13 protein-coding genes are annotated in these 16085 nt (G+C 58.5%); 7 read left to right on the top strand and 6 right to left on the bottom strand.

Features of this window, described 5'->3' with window-relative positions; all coding sequences use genetic code 11:
• Positions 1 to 43: 43 nt before the first annotated feature.
• Both Q1Y74_RS00160 and Q1Y74_RS00155 read right to left on the bottom strand, forming a co-directional pair.
• Entirely contained in the window at positions 44 to 931 is an 888-nt protein-coding gene (locus tag Q1Y74_RS00160; protein ID WP_300811665.1) for a DUF4373 domain-containing protein, read from the bottom strand.
• A 136-nt stretch (positions 932 to 1067) separates the two neighbouring features.
• Positions 1068 to 1391 (bottom strand): hypothetical protein, encoded by a 324-nt coding sequence (locus tag Q1Y74_RS00155; RefSeq protein WP_300811664.1) that lies wholly within the window; start codon positions 1389 to 1391, stop codon positions 1068 to 1070.
• Between the two features lie 485 nt (positions 1392 to 1876).
• Here Q1Y74_RS00155 and Q1Y74_RS00150 point away from each other — a divergent pair, with 485 nt between their 5' ends.
• Both Q1Y74_RS00150 and rd read left to right on the top strand, forming a co-directional pair.
• Positions 1877 to 2599 carry a helix-turn-helix domain-containing protein gene (locus Q1Y74_RS00150; RefSeq protein WP_300811663.1) on the top strand — a complete coding sequence of 241 codons (723 nt, stop codon included), beginning with the start codon at positions 1877 to 1879 and terminating at the stop codon, positions 2597 to 2599.
• A gap of 133 nt (positions 2600 to 2732) precedes the next feature.
• Entirely contained in the window at positions 2733 to 2894 is a 162-nt protein-coding gene (rd, locus tag Q1Y74_RS00145; protein ID WP_300811662.1) for a rubredoxin, read from the top strand.
• Here the strand turns inward: rd and Q1Y74_RS00140 are convergent.
• A complete protein-coding gene (locus Q1Y74_RS00140) occupies positions 2891 to 4588 on the bottom strand; it encodes a Na/Pi cotransporter family protein (protein ID WP_300811661.1) in 1698 nt (565 codons plus the stop codon). The genes rd and Q1Y74_RS00140 overlap by 4 nt on opposite strands.
• A gap of 84 nt (positions 4589 to 4672) precedes the next feature.
• Here Q1Y74_RS00140 and Q1Y74_RS00135 point away from each other — a divergent pair, with 84 nt between their 5' ends.
• From Q1Y74_RS00135 to Q1Y74_RS00115, 5 genes are all read left to right on the top strand, one after another.
• Positions 4673 to 6346: a nucleoside kinase gene (locus tag Q1Y74_RS00135; RefSeq protein ID WP_300811660.1), complete on the top strand. Its 1674-nt coding sequence runs from the start codon at positions 4673 to 4675 to the stop codon at positions 6344 to 6346.
• 302 nt (positions 6347 to 6648) lie between these two features.
• Positions 6649 to 8157, top strand: coding sequence for a HAMP domain-containing sensor histidine kinase (locus tag Q1Y74_RS00130; protein WP_300811659.1), 1509 nt, complete (start codon positions 6649 to 6651; stop codon positions 8155 to 8157).
• A gap of 240 nt (positions 8158 to 8397) precedes the next feature.
• Positions 8398 to 9540 (top strand): MFS transporter AraJ, encoded by a 1143-nt coding sequence (gene araJ / locus Q1Y74_RS00125; RefSeq protein WP_300811658.1) that lies wholly within the window; start codon positions 8398 to 8400, stop codon positions 9538 to 9540.
• 205 nt (positions 9541 to 9745) lie between these two features.
• Positions 9746 to 10636, top strand: coding sequence for a hypothetical protein (locus tag Q1Y74_RS00120; protein WP_300811657.1), 891 nt, complete (start codon positions 9746 to 9748; stop codon positions 10634 to 10636).
• Between the two features lie 292 nt (positions 10637 to 10928).
• On the top strand, positions 10929 to 11543 hold the full coding sequence (locus tag Q1Y74_RS00115) for a hypothetical protein (protein ID WP_300811656.1): 615 nt from the start codon (positions 10929 to 10931) through the stop codon (positions 11541 to 11543).
• A 747-nt stretch (positions 11544 to 12290) separates the two neighbouring features.
• On the opposite strand, the gene Q1Y74_RS00110 is transcribed toward Q1Y74_RS00115, so the two are convergent.
• The 3 genes from Q1Y74_RS00110 to Q1Y74_RS00100 all read right to left on the bottom strand — a co-directional run bounded on the left by Q1Y74_RS00110 (position 12291) and on the right by Q1Y74_RS00100 (position 15919).
• The gene (locus Q1Y74_RS00110) at positions 12291 to 13460 is read right to left on the bottom strand and encodes a DUF418 domain-containing protein (protein WP_300811697.1); all 1170 of its coding nucleotides are present in this window, start codon (positions 13458 to 13460) and stop codon (positions 12291 to 12293) included.
• A 117-nt stretch (positions 13461 to 13577) separates the two neighbouring features.
• Complete coding sequence (locus tag Q1Y74_RS00105; RefSeq protein ID WP_300811655.1) at positions 13578 to 14456, bottom strand: outer membrane beta-barrel protein; 879 nt, start codon at positions 14454 to 14456, stop codon at positions 13578 to 13580.
• A gap of 89 nt (positions 14457 to 14545) precedes the next feature.
• Complete coding sequence (locus tag Q1Y74_RS00100; RefSeq protein ID WP_300811654.1) at positions 14546 to 15919, bottom strand: aminopeptidase P family protein; 1374 nt, start codon at positions 15917 to 15919, stop codon at positions 14546 to 14548.
• Positions 15920 to 16085 lie beyond the last annotated feature (166 nt).

The following is a 16085-nucleotide window of genomic DNA, read 5'->3' as shown; positions in this document are numbered from 1 at the left end:
ACTCACCGCTAACCGCTAACCACTAACCACTCACCACTCACCGCTAACATAGGCTCAGCAGATACCGCCCCGGCTGTCGGATTTTGCCGTGGCTGGTGCGCAACGGCTCGAAGCCCTTCCACACCGGATGGCCGATGACGCCGAAGTTGCTCTTCAGCACGATGGCATACTGCTCGGCGGGCGGCACGCGGTAGAGGCGCAGGTTGGCCAGCAGCCCGCTCAGGTTGCGTTTCAGCCCGTCGGCAGGGGGCCGCATGCCGGCCACGTCCGCCTCCGTCCAGTCGCTGATGCGGCGGGGCTTCCCGCCCGTCTCCGGAGCGCCGTGAGCCTCTCCTCCCTCCCCGGCCCGGCAGCTTTCCCCCTCCGCGGCCTCCGTGGCCGCGCCTTCAGCGCCCCCGTTGTCGGGGGAGCCTTCTGTGAGGGGGTATGCTGTGCTATGCTGTGCTGTGCTATGCTTTGTGTCCTCGGAGGGCAGTTTTCCGCCGTTTTCGGGCTTATCTGTTACAGTTTTGCCCTTTTCCGCTCCCTTTTGCAGGTCTTCGTCGGTGAGCAGCAGATAGCGGCTGTCCACCTCGCAGGCCGTCCGCCGCCGGGTGGCGAAGAGGAACTGGCGCTGGATGTCGGCCGAGGTCAGCACCCGATATTCGGCATACAGGCGGGGGTCGAAGAGGCCGTAGTCCACGGCCAGGGCAATGATGCGCTTCACGTCGTCGGCCTCCTTGTTGTAGAGCAGGTCGGCCAGGTCGTCGTAGAAGAGGTCGTCTGCCCGCAGGAAGTAGCCCTCGCCCGCATAGATGGCGCAATAGGTCTGGAGAAGTACGGCAACCGCAGCGTCGCCCTCACGTTTCATGATGCGGCGCACCAGGCGGTTCTGCATAAAATCGATGCTCATGGGGAAATAGTCGAGCCCCTGTTTCTTGATTCTGGACATAGCTGATGGAATAATGAGGTAAGGTGATAGAGTGATAGCGAAGCCGCGCGGCGCGACAGGTTTTCGGGGCGCGCACGAAGCGGGCCGCGGCCGCCGGAGCCGGCGGGGCACCGCAAGCGCCGCGGCCCGAGGGTGTTCAGCCGCCGGCCCGGAGGTCGGCCTCCTTCTCGCGGGCACGCTTGTGCAGGTAGCGCTCGCGCACCCGCCCCAGCGCCTGGAGGATGAGCCCCAGCCGCACCTGGCGGTCGGCCACCAGCGGGATGGACACCCGCCGCTCCGCCCCCGCCTTGGGGCGCACCTTCTTGCGCGCGCAGCGGTTGGTCTCGCGGCGGCAGTCCTTGCAATAGGCGTCAGGCCGCTGCGTGCGGCTGTTGACGTAGAAACTCTCGACGGGCAGCACCCGCCCGCAATGCCCGCAACGGTGCAGGCCGTCTTTCCTGAATGCGTCTGTTGTTTTCATAGGCATGAATAAGTTTTCCTGGGTTTGTGAGTCTTCCAATCGCAGGCCGGTTCCGCAACCCCGAATCCCCGCCAGGCAGCCCGGCCCCCGCCCGCCCGCGTCCATGCAGGCACCGCGGGCAGACCATGCAGGCACCGCAGGCAGACCATGCAAGCACCGTGCACGGACCATGCAGGCTTCGTCCGCAGGGGCCGGACGCTCCGGACGGGAACCGCCCGAGGGCAGGGAAAACCGCCTTCCGCCCCCTCCGGCCCGAAAAAAGCCGCCGAAGGTTTGCGATTTTAAAACAATACAGTTAATTTTGTCACCACAAATATATAAACGATTTTCATAAATAAAACATCAAATCGGAAATTTCTGTTTGGAAAACTTTTCAACCCGCTGCAAATGAGCAGGAAGCAGCCGCCCGAGGGCGATAAACAAAATTCCGCCCCGCTGCACGGGCCGAACCGTAGCCGGCAGAAAGCCGTCCAAAAACCATGCGTATGGATAAAAGAGACGAACAGCCATTCAACGTGGCAGACATTGTGAAGCGGGCCAAGCTGGCCCTGAACCTGAAGAAGGACAGCGACTTGGCCGGACACCTGGGCGTGTCGCGCTCTACGCTGAGCAACTGGATGGCGCGCAACAGCATCGACTTCGCCCTGCTGCTGGACCGCCTCCGCGAGGTGGACTACAACTGGCTGCTGACGGGCAAGGGCGTGCCCCGGCGCAGCCACAGCTACTGCGACAGCGAGCTGGCCTGCGGCGAGGTGGAACTGCTGCACAACCCCAAGACGCCCGAGGCCCTGGACGACCGCAGCGTGACCCTCTACGACGTCACCGCCGCCGCCAACCTGCGCACCATGCTCGAAGACCGCCCGCAGTATGCCCTGGGCAAGATTCTCATCCCCAACATCCCCCGCTGCGACGGCGCCATCTACGTCAGCGGCGACTCCATGTACCCCATCCTCAAGTCGGGCGACATCGTGGGCTTCAAGACCATCCACTCGTTCAGCAGCATCATCTACGGCGAGATGTACCTGGTCTCCTTCAACCGCGGGGGCGACGAATACCTCACCGTGAAGTACGTCAACCGCGCCGACGACCCCGACTGCCTGAAACTGACCAGCTACAACACCCACCACGAGCCCATGGACATCCCCGTGGCCTCCATCAGCTACATGGGCATCGTGAAGTTCTCCATCCGGAAGAACATGATGATGTAGCGGGGGCGGACGGACGCGCCCACGCGGCGGGGCGGGGCCCGGCAGAGGCCCCTTCCGGGCACAGGCTCCGGGCCGTCCGAACAAAAGGCGGGCGGCAGCTGTTTATATCTGAAACATTAAAAAGAGAATACAGATGGAAAAGTACATTTGCACCGTATGCGACTACGTATACAACCCCGAGACGGGTGACACCGAAAACGGAATCGAGCCGGGAACTCCTTTCGAGGAGCTGCCGGCCGACTGGTGCTGTCCGCTGTGCGGAGTAGGGAAAGAAGAATTTGAGAAGGCGTCTTAGGACGCCTTCTTTTCTTTCATGTCGCTGCTGGCTTCCACCACGTTCACCACGTAGTCGCCCAGCTTCTCGCACTCGGCGATGATGTCCATGTAGTAGACGCCCATCTGGTAGTCGTACTCCTTGTTGTTGACATCGAGTATATTTTGATTCTTCAACTGGTTGCGGTAGTTGTTTATCTCGTTCTCAATGTTGAACGACTTGTTCACGTCGTTGCTCTGGTGGACAGGATGCTCAATGACGACTATCATCTGTGCCAGGGCCTCTTCCGTCAGCTTCATCATGAAGTGGATGTGCTCGTACTGCTTCTCGGTGAAGTCCTGGTTGGTCTGCCGCTTGCGGTTGATGGTGCGGGCCAGGTTGTAGCAGCTGTCGCCGATGCTCTCTATCTCGGTCACTTCGCGCAGCATGGCCCGTATCTGCAACTTACTCTCGGAGCTCAGGCGTCCTTCGGAAACCTGGTTCAGGTAGTTGGCAATCTCCAGCTCCATGCTGTCGCTGATGTTCTCGTACTTCTCGATGCGGCTGAACAGCTTGGTGAAGTCGTCGTCCTTCTCGGTGTGCAGCAGGTCGCGCACCATGCCGAACATGCGGTGCGTGCGCTCGGCAAACAGATGGATTTCCTTGCTGGCCTGCAGGATGGAGAGTTCGGACGTGGAAAGCATGCCGCCCGTGATGTAGCGCAGGCGATATTCCTCGTCCTGTTCCTTCGAGGGGATGATGGCACAGACGGTGCGCTCAATGAACTTGACGAACCAAATCAGTATCAATACGTTGCAGATGTTGAACGCCGTGTGGAAGGCCGAGAGCTTGAAGGAGACGGCCACGGCCGGGTCGGTGCTGCCCATTACGTTCTCCACAAACCAGGAGACGGCTTCGGTGAAGGGCACAAACAGGAAGAGCACCCAGATGACGCCGAAGACGTTGAACGCCAGGTGGGCCAGGGCCGCCCTCCGCGCCTGCGTATTGCCGGTGAGGGCCGCCAGGTTGGCCGTGATGGTGGTTCCGATGTTCTCGCCCAGCACCAGCGCCGCGCCCAGCTCGAAGCTGATCCAGCCGTTGGCACACATAATCAGGGTGATGGCCATGGTGGCCGCCGAAGCCTGCACAATCATGGTGAGCACCGTGCCGATGAGCACGAACAGCAGGATGGAGCCGAAGCCCAAATCCGTATAGTTCTGGACGAAAGCCAGCATGTCGGGGTTCTGGCTGAGGTCGGGGGCGTTGTTCTTCAGGTAGGACAAGCCCATGAAGAGGAAGGAGAAACCGAAGATGAACTCACCCACGGACTTGCGGGTGCTCTTCTGCGAGAAGAGGAGCGGGATGCCGAAGGCCAGCAGGGGCAGGGCAAAGGCCGCGATGTCGACCTTGAAACCCAAGGCGGAAATAATCCATGCCGTGACAGTGGTACCGATGTTGGCGCCCATAATGACCCCAATGGATTGGGACAAGGTCAGAAGGCCCGCGTTTACAAAGCTCACCACCATTACGGTAGTTGCGGAAGAAGATTGCACCAATGCTGTAATCAGCACACCCGTCAGCACACCGGTCACCCGGTTGGTCGTCATTGCAGTCAAAATTTTCCGTAGTCTGTCTCCGGCAAATTTTTGAAGCCCCTCGCTCATAATCTTCATTCCGTACAGGAACAGAGCCAACGAGCCGAGCAGCTTTAAAAAATCATAAAAAGAATATTCCATCTTTAATTTATTAATGGGTTCCGTTGTTCCTTGTGTTATTTCACCCTATATTTAACGGTAGATTCCATTAAAACCGAAGGCGTTATGAAACACATGTTACAAATTTGTTGCAAAAATAATAATATTTATAAAGAATTCACCATTGGAAGCTCACTTTTGGAGATTTATAACGGATTAAATCTGGATTTCCCCTACCAGGTGGTGAGCGCCAAAGTGAACAACCGCTCCGAAGGACTGAACTTCCGGGTGTACAATAACAAGGACGTGGAGTTCCTGGACATACGCGACCCGTCCGGAATGCGGACTTACGTGCGCTCGCTCTGCTTCGTGCTCTACAAGGCCGTCAGCGAGCTCTTCCCCCAGGGCAAGCTCTTCGTGGAGCATCCCGTCTCGCGGGGCTACTTCTGCAACCTGCGCATCGGGCGCCCCATCGAGCTGGACGACGTGACGGCCATCAAGCGGCGGATGCAGGAAATCATCGCCGAAGACATCCCCTACCACCGCATCGAATGCCACACCACCGAGGCCGTGCGCATCTTCAGCGAGCGGGGCATGTACGACAAGGTGAAGCTGCTGGAGTCGTCGGGCTCGCTCTATACCTATTATTATACGCTGGGCGATACGGCAGACTACTACTACGGCAATCTGCTGCCCAGTACGGGCTTCATCAAGCTGTTCGACCTGGTGAAGTACTACGACGGACTGCTGCTGCGCATCCCCAACAAGGAGAACCCCGAAGTGCTGGAGGACGTGGTGAAGCAGGAGAAGATGCTGGACGTCTTCAAGGAGCACCTGCGCTGGAACCACATCATGGGCCTGAGCAACGTGGGCGACTTCAACCTGGCCTGCCAGAGCGGACACGCCACCGACCTCATCAACGTGGCCGAAGCCCTGCAGGAGAAGAAGATTGCCCAGATTGCCGACGAAATATTCCGCCGCTGCCAGGAGAGCGGCAAGGCGAAGCTGGTACTCATCTCCGGCCCCTCGTCGTCCGGAAAGACCACCTTCAGCAAGCGCCTCAGCGTGCAGCTGATGACCAACGGACTGCGCCCCTACCCCATCTCGCTGGACGACTACTTCGTCAACCGCGAGGACACGCCCCGCGACGCCAGCGGCAACTACGATTACGAGTCGCTCTACGCCCTCGACCTCGACCTGTTCAACCGCCAGCTGCAAGCCCTCCTCAAGGGTGAGGAGGTGGAGCTGCCCCGCTTCAACTTCACCACCGGCAGGCAGGAGTTCCGGGGCGACAAGCTGCGCATCGACGAGCACACCATCCTCATCCTGGAAGGCATACACGCCCTGAACCCCGAACTGACCAAGCAGATACCCGCCGAGAACAAGTACAAGATTTACGTCTCGGCCCTGACCACCATCTCGCTGGACGACCACAACTGGATTCCCACCACCGACAACCGCCTGCTGCGCCGCATCATCCGCGACTTCAACTACCGCGGCTATTCGGCCCAGGAGACCATCTCGCGCTGGCCCAGCGTGCGCGCGGGCGAGGACAAGTGGATTTTCCCCTACCAGGAGAACGCCGACGTCATGTTCAACTCGGCCCTGCTCTTCGAGTTCGCCGTCCTGCGCTGCCACGCCGAGCCCATCCTGAACAGCGTGCCCCGCAACTGTCCCGAATATGCCGAGGCCTACCGCCTGCTGAAGTTCCTCAAGTACTTCACCTCCGTGCAGGACAAGGAGATTCCGCCCACCTCGCTGCTGCGCGAATTCCTGGGCGGAAGCAGCTTCAAATACTGACGCCCGAACCGCCTCCGCCGCCAGAAGCGCTCCGCCGCATGCCCGGGCGGCATCCGAAGCCACGGAGCCGGAAGGTTGTACGAGAAAAAAGAGAGGCAAATCCTCGAAAAGTCTTTCTTTTCTCGTACAACCTACCGTAATTTATTCTACTTTTGTAAGCCATTAACGATTTTAATTAACTTCCGCAGGCTCCGCGCAGGAGCGGGAGGAAGCCGGACACAAACGCGCAGGAATGACCCGCCGTGCCGCTTCCGACCCCCGGCAGACGACGGCCCCGCGGAGACAAAACGGACAATAGACTTATGAGAAAAGCATTTACTATCATCTTGCTGGCCGCCCTGTGCTGCTGCGCCGTCGGGGCCACCGCGCAGGAGCGGGCAGACGAACTGATGAAGCAGGCGCAGGAAAGCCTGGCACAGAAGGAATACATCAAGGCACGCTACCTCTTCCTGCAGGCCTACAACGCTTTTGCCGCCAAAGACCAGTACGCGAAGGCCGTGGAGTGCGGCATCAATGCCAGCGGCCTCTACCACCGCGAGAACTACTACCAGGAAGCCTTCGAGGTGCTCAGAAGAATCGACTCGTTTGTGGGCACCGGCGAAAGCAAGAGCGGAAAGCCCATGCCCGCGCTGCGCTACCCCGTCACCAAGGAGCGCCTGCGCATGTACATCAAGCTGAAAAACCCCGCACGCGCCAAGGAACAGCTGGCCCGCCTCGAAGAGACCGCGCAGGCCGCACGCACCGACTCGCTGGCCAATGACCTGCTCTACACACAGGCCGACTACTACTACACCTTCGGGATGAACGCCCAGGGCGACGACGCCATCAACCGCCTGATAGGAAAGTACAAGGAGCAGAAGAACTACGCCAAGGTGGACGAGTGCTACAAGACCCTGATAGACATTGCCCGCAAGGCCAACAACGCCCCGCTCGTGGCACGCACCTACGACAAGTACATCCTCTGGTCAGACTCCGTGAAGGCGCTCACCGCCCAGGACGAGCTGAACGTGCTGAAACAGAAGTACGACGAAAGCCTGGCCACCATCCAGGAGAAGGACGACTCGCTGAGCGGCCGCCAGTACATCATCATCGGGCTCTGCGTCCTGGCCGCCATCCTGGCCGCCGCGCTCATCCTGGGCGCCATCGTCCTGATGCGCTTCATCCTGCTCACCCGCAAGCAGAAGAAGGCCATCGACATTGCCAACGAGCACAACGAGCTGAAGACGCAGTTCATCCGCAACATCTCCGCCCAGATGGAACCCACCCTGAACACCCTCGACCAGAAGCAGCCCGGCGTCAAGGCCCTGCACCTCTTCTCGGAACACATCCAGGAGCTGTCCGAGCTGGAAAGCACGCTGGCCGAGCCCTACGAAATGGAGGAGAAGAACATCAACACCTTCTGCGAAGGCGTCATGGAGCAAATCAAGGGACTGGTGAAACCCGAAGTGGCCCTCACCGTCAACGCGCCCAAGCTGAACGTCAAAATCTGCCCCGAGCAGCTGGAAGCCGTCCTGCTCCACCTGCTCCGCAACGCCGCCAAGTACACGCCCGCCGGAGGCAAAATCTGGCTGGACTTCAAGAAGCGCGGCGCCCACACCCACCAGTTCATCGTCAGCGACACGGGCTGCGGCATCCCCGAGGAGGCGCGCGAGAACATCTTCAAGCCCTTCACCGAGGTGAAAGACCTGACGCAGGGCGACGGACTGGGCCTGCCCATCTGCTCGCTCAAGGCCACCAAGATGAACGGCTCGCTGACGCTGGACGCCGGCTACACCAAAGGCGCGCGCTTCGTGCTGGAACTGCACGCCTGACGCACAAGAAAGAATACCGCGACACCTGCGGCGGCATCCTCCGGACGGGGCACAGACAGCCCCGTGCGGAGGATGCCTGCATGGTGAGCGGACCGTGCAGGCATGGCAGACGGACCATGCAGGCACGGCGCGCGGACCATGCAAGCACGGTCCGGACGCTGACAGCCGGCCTCTGAGGCACCCCCGCCGGCGGGGCGCAGGAGCCGGACCGGAAACCACCGCAAAACAACCGCATCACGTATGAAGAAGAGTCTTATCGCACTGGCATTCGGCACCCTGGCCCTGGGCATCGCCGAATTTACAATGATGGGCATCCTGCCCTATGTGGCCGCCGACCTGGGCATCAGCCTCGCCGCGGCAGGGCATTTCATCTCGGCCTACGCCCTGGGCGTCTGTTTCGGAGCACCCGTCCTGATACTGGCGCGGAAGTGTCCGCTCAAGAAGATACTGCTGGCACTGGTGGCGCTCATCATTGCCGGCAACCTCTGCGCCGCCGCGGCGCCCAGCTACTGGGTTCTGCTGGCCGGGCGCTTCATCTCGGGCCTGCCCCACGGGGCCTACTTCGGCGTGGCCTCCATCGTGGCCGGAAAGCTGGCCGACGAGGGGAAGGGGGCCGAGGCCGTCTCCATCATGATAGCGGGCATGACCGTTGCCAACCTCTTCGGCGTGCCGCTGGGCACGTCGCTCAGCCACCTGCTGTCGTGGCGCGTCACGTTCCTGCTGGTGGCGTGCTGGGGCGTCATCGTGCTCTACTACATCTGGCGGTGGATACCCGCCGTGCCCGGCCTGAAGGACACGGGCTTCAAGGGCCAGTTCCGCTTCCTCAAGAAGCCCGCCCCCTGGCTCATACTGGGCGCCACCGCCCTGGGCAACGGCGGCGTGTTCTGCTGGTACAGCTACATCAACCCGCTGCTTACCCAAGTGTCCGGCTTCAGCGACGAGAGCATCACCGCCCTCATGGTGCTGGCCGGCTTCGGCATGGTGGTGGGCAACCTGGTGAGCGGCCGCATGTCCGACCGCTACACGCCCGGGCGCGTGGGCACCGTGGTGCAGGGCCTCATCTGCCTGCTGCTGCTGGCCATCTTCTTCCTTTCGCCCCACCGCTGGTGCTCGGCCACGCTGATGGCGCTCTGCACGGCCGCCCTCTTCGCCGTGTCCAGCCCCGAGCAGGTGCTCATCATCCGCGTCTCGCCCGGCGGCGAGCTGCTGGGCGGCGCCTGCGTGCAGATAGCCTTCAACCTGGGCAACGCCATCGGCGCCTCCATCGGCGGCCTGGCCCTGACGGAAGGCCTGCGCTATCCGGCCCTGCTGGGCGCCCCCCTGGCCTTTGCCGGCTTCCTGCTCTTCCTGCTGTTCTACAAGCGGTACCAGGCGCGCTACTGAGGCGCGCCGCCCGCTCCGCCCCCCCGAAAACATTCTACCGGACAAGAGCAAATAGCGACCAGTCAGACATGATTGCAGCGGCATCAGTAGAACCGGAGGGAAACGCCCTCCCTCCGGGAAGAAAATAGTTTATAACTTTGCTACGCCAAAAAAGGCCCGCCGGCCGGCGGGAACCCGTAAACAACAACCCTAAAACTTATAGAACATGAAACAAATGTACGGAATCGGCGTAATGTTATATGCCTTAATGTTATGCCTCGGTTTATCAAGCTGCTCGTCCGACGATGAAGACGGCGCAGGCAGCATCAGCATGTCGCAGCTGGTAGGCAGCGAGTGGAAACGCTCCTATTCATGGATGGATATGGACAACGGAGCCTGGGAAGAAGGAGAAGGAATACTGACATTCACCTCCTCCAGCCAGGCCGAAGAAGAAGTGAAGTACCACGGAGAGGACTGGAAATACAATTACGACCTGGACTGCGAAGAATACAAGCCCTACTCCGGCACCAGCTTCAGTTTTTACACCTACCAGGTGAGCGACGGGCGAATCATCCTGAGGGATGAGGAATTCGGCAACACCATCACTGCCACGCTGTCAGGAAACAAGCTGATTGGCGGAGACGACTACCAATGGACACTGGTGAAGGCCGGCAGCGGCGACGAAGGCAGCGGCGACAGCGAGAACAGCTATTCATGGGCCAACATGCAGGGCGTGTGGATGGAAGAGCTTTACGACGCATACGCAGCCGAAATCGATGTCTACAAGTCGCAGAATGCCAACAGCGAGGTGTACCTGAACAATGCCTACAACGGTAACTTCAGGGTATTCGGCATCCAGTTCAACGCAAGCGGCAGCAGGAAGGAACTCGACGTACAGATGAAGGCCTTCCACAACGACAACGCGCTGGTGCTGGAAACCATCTACACGTCAGACGGCAAGACCCTCTACTGGACCGACGTCGAGGGCGGCAGTTACCGCGGCAGCTACCTCATCCGCGGCAACGAGATATACTACAACGGCAACGTGGTCTACAACATTCTCAATCCCAACATAATTACAGACCAAGCCAATAACGTCTACGTAAAAGTGAAATAAACGAAGGAAGCGTCCGTCCATATCGGCGGGAAACGAAGGCTCCCGCCGTATCAAACATCAACAGCTATCCTACCAATCAGTCATTAATGCCAATCAGGAGTTAAGAAGTTAAAGAAGTTACCACTCCGCTTCGCTCCGTTCAGGAGTTAAGCCAAATGCCTTACTAAATGCTATCCGAATACAAGGAGCGTATATCAAATCTTCGCGGAGCATTCGGCTTAACTTCTTAACTCCCAGTGAAGCGATAACTCCTTTAACTCCTGATTCGCATCATTAATAATCTACTATGAATATGAAAGCTTTACATTGCATCTTATTGGCTGTTATCTGCAGTTTCAGCCACATCAACATCCAGGCCCAAGATTTGGGAAGAATCCTCGGCTCGATAGGCGAAGGGTTGACCATCAATGCAGTCCTCAAGAATCCGAACCTCCAGTCGGCAGACATGAAAAACTTTTTCGCGTTTATCCAGGCCGGAAACAGCTGCTATAACGCAGGAAAATTCGGCGATGCTGTCTCGCATTATACAGAAGCAAAGAACATAGTCTACAGAACCAACGACAACATATTGAAAAAGGTGTACTACAACTATGGCATTAAAGACCAACTGCAAGAATTGTACAGCAATGCCTATACACAGTACAAGCTGCAAAATCCCGGACAACCCCAGGAAACTTTCACCACAGCCTCCCCTTCCTATGGAGGTACATACAGCAACTCCAACACCAACAGCAACTCGTCTGTGCAAACCAAAACGGTATGCAGGCTTTGTGGAGGCACAGGACTCAAAATAAAAGAGCATTACAGCGCCGGCCAGCACAAATGGTGTACCATCTGTAACAAGGAGGTGGGTACCGGGCACCAGCATGTGACATGCGACTTATGTCACGGAACCGGTTATTATTGATTTCAGGACAACACGACGGACAAACGGCACAATCACAGACCGTAACTAATCCAGGAACAAGGAGCCGTCTTTTTCTCTCAGGCACGGATTTGTACGGAAGGTCGAGGGGGCTCAAAATGAAGAAGTACTTGCATTCTGTCATTCTGAGCAAAGCGAAGAATTTCCAGAAACGGATGTTTGTGTATCCGGATCCTTCACAGCGTCCAGGATTACATTACATGATGATTTTATTTTTCGTTCTTCCGAGATGTGGAGTGATAAGTTTTCAACTCAAATCCTGAAATAAATTTCCCCGTTGGCAGTTAAACCGATATGCTGAGAATTGTGCCGGATTTACTTGCAGAGGTTAGCCGGGCCGCCTTCCCGGATGGTATATTTTCTTTACAGTTTTAGATAGCTGCCATTTCTGCCGCTTTTTCTCTCTGAAAGCCGGGTTTAAACCCTACGGGGCCTATGTTTGAAACATAAGGGTGGTATGTTTCAAACATAGCCCCCTTATGTTTGAAACATTCCCTATGCGACCTCAGCCGTCATAAAAAAACTCCTGGTGAAAGAGTAAAGCACGGGAGGTAATTTTACTTTACATACAGCTTTCTTCTATCCGATAAAATCGAATGAACCTGACATCACTCGAAATGTCGGATGAACCTTATTTTTTCATTTTGAGACAGCCTCAACCTTCCGTACAAATCCGTGCCTGAAAACGTTTGGCCGATGCGGCACATGCCCCAGACAGGAGCCTCCCCCTCACTTCAGCCACGTGGCCCGCTTCCACAGATACTCCATCGGGCCGTGGCTGTGGCGCTTCATCCACCAGCGGCAGAAGGCCAGCTGGACAGCGAAAATCAGCACACCCACCAACACGCTGGCCGTGATGCCCAAGTGGCTGTGAAGGCCGAAGCCCCAGTTGTAGAACAGCATGGAGCCGATGATGCTCTGCGTGATGTAGTTGGTCAGGCTCATGCGGCCGTAGGGGATGATGCGCGAAAACAGGCCGCACAGATTGGTGCGGTAATAGGCGTTCAGCACAGCCGAGACGAGCAGCAGCATGAAGGCGAACTTATAGAGCGAGGAGACCACCAGCAGCAGCGGCGTGCGTACCGAGGCGCTCGTCACGAACTCGGGCAGCATGTTGCCCAGCCCGTACAGGGGGAAGAAGGCCACCAGCGAGCCGCACAGCACCTTGTTCCAGAACTTCAGGTTCTCCCTCAGGAAAAGTCCCCGGCGGCCTACCAGATAGCCGAAGATGAAGAGGGCCGCCGTCTGGAACACCCGTCCGTTGTCCCACGCCCAGGCCAGGCTGGCCAGCTGCCCTTCCCACAGGTTCACCTTCAGCGTCTGCCAGAAGGTGCCGTGGCTCTGCACCTCGAAGGTGGCGGCCCACAAGTCGCCCGTGGGAAGCACGGGGGTGACAAACGAGGGGTCCAGCCAGGCACGGACAGCATAATAGACAGGCAGGGGCTGCACCAGCAGCACGCAGGCCAGCAAGAAGAGCGTCCTGTCCTTCAGGCGGCACACCAGCGGCAGGATGAAGCCCACCAACGAATAGAGCACCAGTACCTCGGCGGTGAAGAACGAGGCGTTCAGATTGCCAATGAGGAAGAGCAGCACCAGCCGCCAGCAGAAGCGCAGGCGGAAGTCGCGCCCGCGCAGGCGCTGGTTGTCATACTGGATGAAGTAGCTGAAGCCGAAGAGCAGGGCAAAGACGGCATAGGCCTTGCCGCCGAAGAGGAAGAAAAGGCCGTCCCATACGGCACGGTCGGTAAAGTTGAGCCACACGCTCTGCCCCGTCGTGTCGGGGAAGGAGTAGAAATTGAAATGCTCGATAGCGTGCAGCAGGATGATGCCCATCACCGCCAGTCCGCGCAGCACGTCGGCCACGTCCACGCGCGCATGTTTTCCAAGTTGTTGTTCCATCATTAGATATACGTCTGTCCGATACTTGTTTTCCGTGTGCAAAGGCAGCCTTTCCCGCGGTTCATCCCACGCCCGGAAGCGTTCCCGGGCAGGGCTCAGGCACGGCCTGCGCCCTCATCAGAAGTAATAGCCGATGGTGAGGTCCGCAAAGAGGTTGCGGCATCCGTCCATCATCCCGCCGTCGTTGACGGGCATCAGGCCCAGCTGTCCGTTGACGCCGATGTAGAAGTGCCGGATGATGCCTCCCACACCGTACTGTATGCCGGCATCGAATTTCTTGTAGAGAGTTTCGCCGTCAGCGTCCGCGCTGAAAAGGTCGCTCTTTTCCTTGCCGTTCACCTTGTACTTGCCGCCCATGCCGAAGCCCACGTACGGGCCTGCGCTGACCACCATCTTGTTGCCATTATTGCTCCAGATTTTGAGGTCAAGGGTAAGGGGAATGGTGAGGTAGAGCGGAGTGGTCTCGTAGGTGAACACCCGGCTGTAGTCCGGCCGTCCCGACTCGTCGATGCCGCCTTCCACTTCCCATTTGCCGGTCTTTTGCGTGATGAGGACAGCAGGCGTGAGGGAGAGATAATGGGAAAGGGCGAAGCTGACACCCGCTCCGGCCGTGAACCCCAAGGCGGGGTCTGTCGAATTGTTCTCGTCACTCTGCGGACGCGAGGCCCCGATGCCCACTCTGATGAAGGGCGTCACGACGCGTTCCTCCCGCTTCAGCTGCACGCTCACCTCGTCGGTGTCCTTGATGCTCACCGTACGGGGCTGCATGCCGAGGGAGCTCACCCGTATCTTCGTGACGTCATCGGGCAGGCCGGTCAGCACGAAACGTCCGTCCACATCGGTCAGCGTCTCTATGGTGGTACCCTTGACAGAAACGGAGGCGCCTACCACAGGCTGCCCGTCGGAGTGGTAAACGACAATTCCCTTCACATCTTTAGCCTGCGCCAGGGTACAGGCGCAGCACAGGGCCATTAAGGCCACAATCAAGTTTTTCATGTTCTATTACTTTTGTAAGTTCTTGCTATGAATCAATCATAAACCGGGCGGGACAGGAAGACAGCGGTCTCCGCCCCGCCGGCCGGGCCTCAGCGCAGGGCCTCCACCTCGTCGGGCGTCAGGGGTATCTTCTTGCCCAGACGGCGGACGCCGGTGTCGGTGATGAGGTAGTCTTCCTCGTTGCGGATGCCGCCGAAGTGGCGGTATTCCTCCACCTTGTCATAGTTGATGAAGTCGGCGAACTTCTGCTGTCCGCGCCACAGGTCGATGAGTTCGGGGATGAAGTAGATGCCCGGCTCCACGGTGTGCACGAAGCCCGGCTGCAGGGGGATGGCCAGGCGCTGGCTCTTGCGGCCGAACTGGGTGCTCTTGGGCTGGCCGTCGTAGCCTACCCACTGTTCGCCCAGGTTCTCCATGTCGTGCACGTCGAGGCCCATCATGTGGCCCAGTCCGTGCGGATAGAACAGGGCGTGGGCGCCTTCGCGCACGGCGTCCTCGGCGTTGCCCTTCATCAGGCCCAGCTCCTTCAGCCCTTCCACCATGACACGGGCCGAGAGGTCGTAGACGTCCATGTAGGGGATGCCGGGGCGCAGGGCCTTGACGCTCTCCAGGTGCATGGCGTTCTGCACTTCGTAGACGGCGCGCTGGCGGGGGGTGAAAGTCTTGTCGGCGGGAATGGTGGACGACATGTCGCCGCAATAGCCCGACGGCAGTTCGGCGCCGGCGTCGATGAGGAAGAGGTCGCCCGGCTTGATTTTGTTACCGTGGTAGTGGTTGTGGAGGGTCTGTCCGTTGATGGTGGCGATGGTGGCGAAGGAGAGTTCGCAATTGTGGCTTTCGGCCACGTGGTTCATTTCGGCCACGACCTCATACTCGTACATGCCCGGACGGATGAAGCGGGTGGCGGCGATGTGCATGTCGGCTGTCACGTCGCAGGCTTTCTCTATTTCGGCAATTTCTTCAGCAGTCTTGTAGTTGCGTTGCGCCACGACGGCACGGATAAAGGACACGGAGCCTTCCTGCCGGGCGGGAGGAATGCCCAGCCAGTCCATCAGCTTCAGCTTGTGCTCGGCGCGGTAGGGAGGCAGGTAGTGGATGGTCTGTCCGCTCAACACGGCCTTGTGCAGGTAGTTGACGATTTCCTCGGAGGGCTGCGTCTCGGCAATGCCCACCAGCGAGGCTTTCTCGTGCAGGGTGGGCTGGGTGCCCATCCAGACAATGTGGTCGATGGTCAGCTCGTCGCCGAAGATGATTTCCTTGTCCTCGTCAATGTCAATGATGGCAGAAAGTCCGGCGAAGGACAGGCCGAAGTAATAAAGAAAGGTGGAATCCTGGCGGTAACGGAAGGTGTTGTCTTCGTAATTCAGTCCCTGCTCGTCGTTACCCAAAAACAATAACACTCCTGAGCCTACTTTTTTCTTCAGCAAGGCCCTGCGCTGCACATAGGTTTCTTTAGCAAACATGGCGTTTCTTTATTTTAAGATTAACCGGATGCCGCACGTGCGGAACCCGAACGATTGATGTGCTACAAATATACGCACAAAAATGCAACCCGCCGCCTGCTTTCTTGTTAAATATCATCAGCGAAGGTTTCGCATTCCCGAACTATTCACTATTTTTGTGCCGTAA

Origin of the sequence: uncultured Bacteroides sp. (genome assembly GCF_949298305.1) — a bacterium.
Classification (GTDB): domain Bacteria; phylum Bacteroidota; class Bacteroidia; order Bacteroidales; family Bacteroidaceae; genus Bacteroides.
This window is presented reverse-complemented; position numbering and strand designations above follow the sequence as displayed.

Coding starts and splice junctions, on each gene's coding strand:
- Q1Y74_RS00160 (WP_300811665.1), bottom strand. CDS start 931: ATGTCCAGAATCAAGAAACAGGGGCTCGACTATTTCCCCATGAGCATC.
- Q1Y74_RS00155 (WP_300811664.1), bottom strand. CDS start 1,391: ATGAAAACAACAGACGCATTCAGGAAAGACGGCCTGCACCGTTGCGGG.
- Q1Y74_RS00150 (WP_300811663.1), top strand. CDS start 1,877: ATGGATAAAAGAGACGAACAGCCATTCAACGTGGCAGACATTGTGAAG.
- rd (WP_300811662.1), top strand. CDS start 2,733: ATGGAAAAGTACATTTGCACCGTATGCGACTACGTATACAACCCCGAG.
- Q1Y74_RS00140 (WP_300811661.1), bottom strand. CDS start 4,588: ATGGAATATTCTTTTTATGATTTTTTAAAGCTGCTCGGCTCGTTGGCT.
- Q1Y74_RS00135 (WP_300811660.1), top strand. CDS start 4,673: ATGAAACACATGTTACAAATTTGTTGCAAAAATAATAATATTTATAAA.
- Q1Y74_RS00130 (WP_300811659.1), top strand. CDS start 6,649: ATGAGAAAAGCATTTACTATCATCTTGCTGGCCGCCCTGTGCTGCTGC.
- araJ (WP_300811658.1), top strand. CDS start 8,398: ATGAAGAAGAGTCTTATCGCACTGGCATTCGGCACCCTGGCCCTGGGC.
- Q1Y74_RS00120 (WP_300811657.1), top strand. CDS start 9,746: ATGAAACAAATGTACGGAATCGGCGTAATGTTATATGCCTTAATGTTA.
- Q1Y74_RS00115 (WP_300811656.1), top strand. CDS start 10,929: ATGAAAGCTTTACATTGCATCTTATTGGCTGTTATCTGCAGTTTCAGC.
- Q1Y74_RS00110 (WP_300811697.1), bottom strand. CDS start 13,460: ATGGAACAACAACTTGGAAAACATGCGCGCGTGGACGTGGCCGACGTG.
- Q1Y74_RS00105 (WP_300811655.1), bottom strand. CDS start 14,456: ATGAAAAACTTGATTGTGGCCTTAATGGCCCTGTGCTGCGCCTGTACC.
- Q1Y74_RS00100 (WP_300811654.1), bottom strand. CDS start 15,919: ATGTTTGCTAAAGAAACCTATGTGCAGCGCAGGGCCTTGCTGAAGAAA.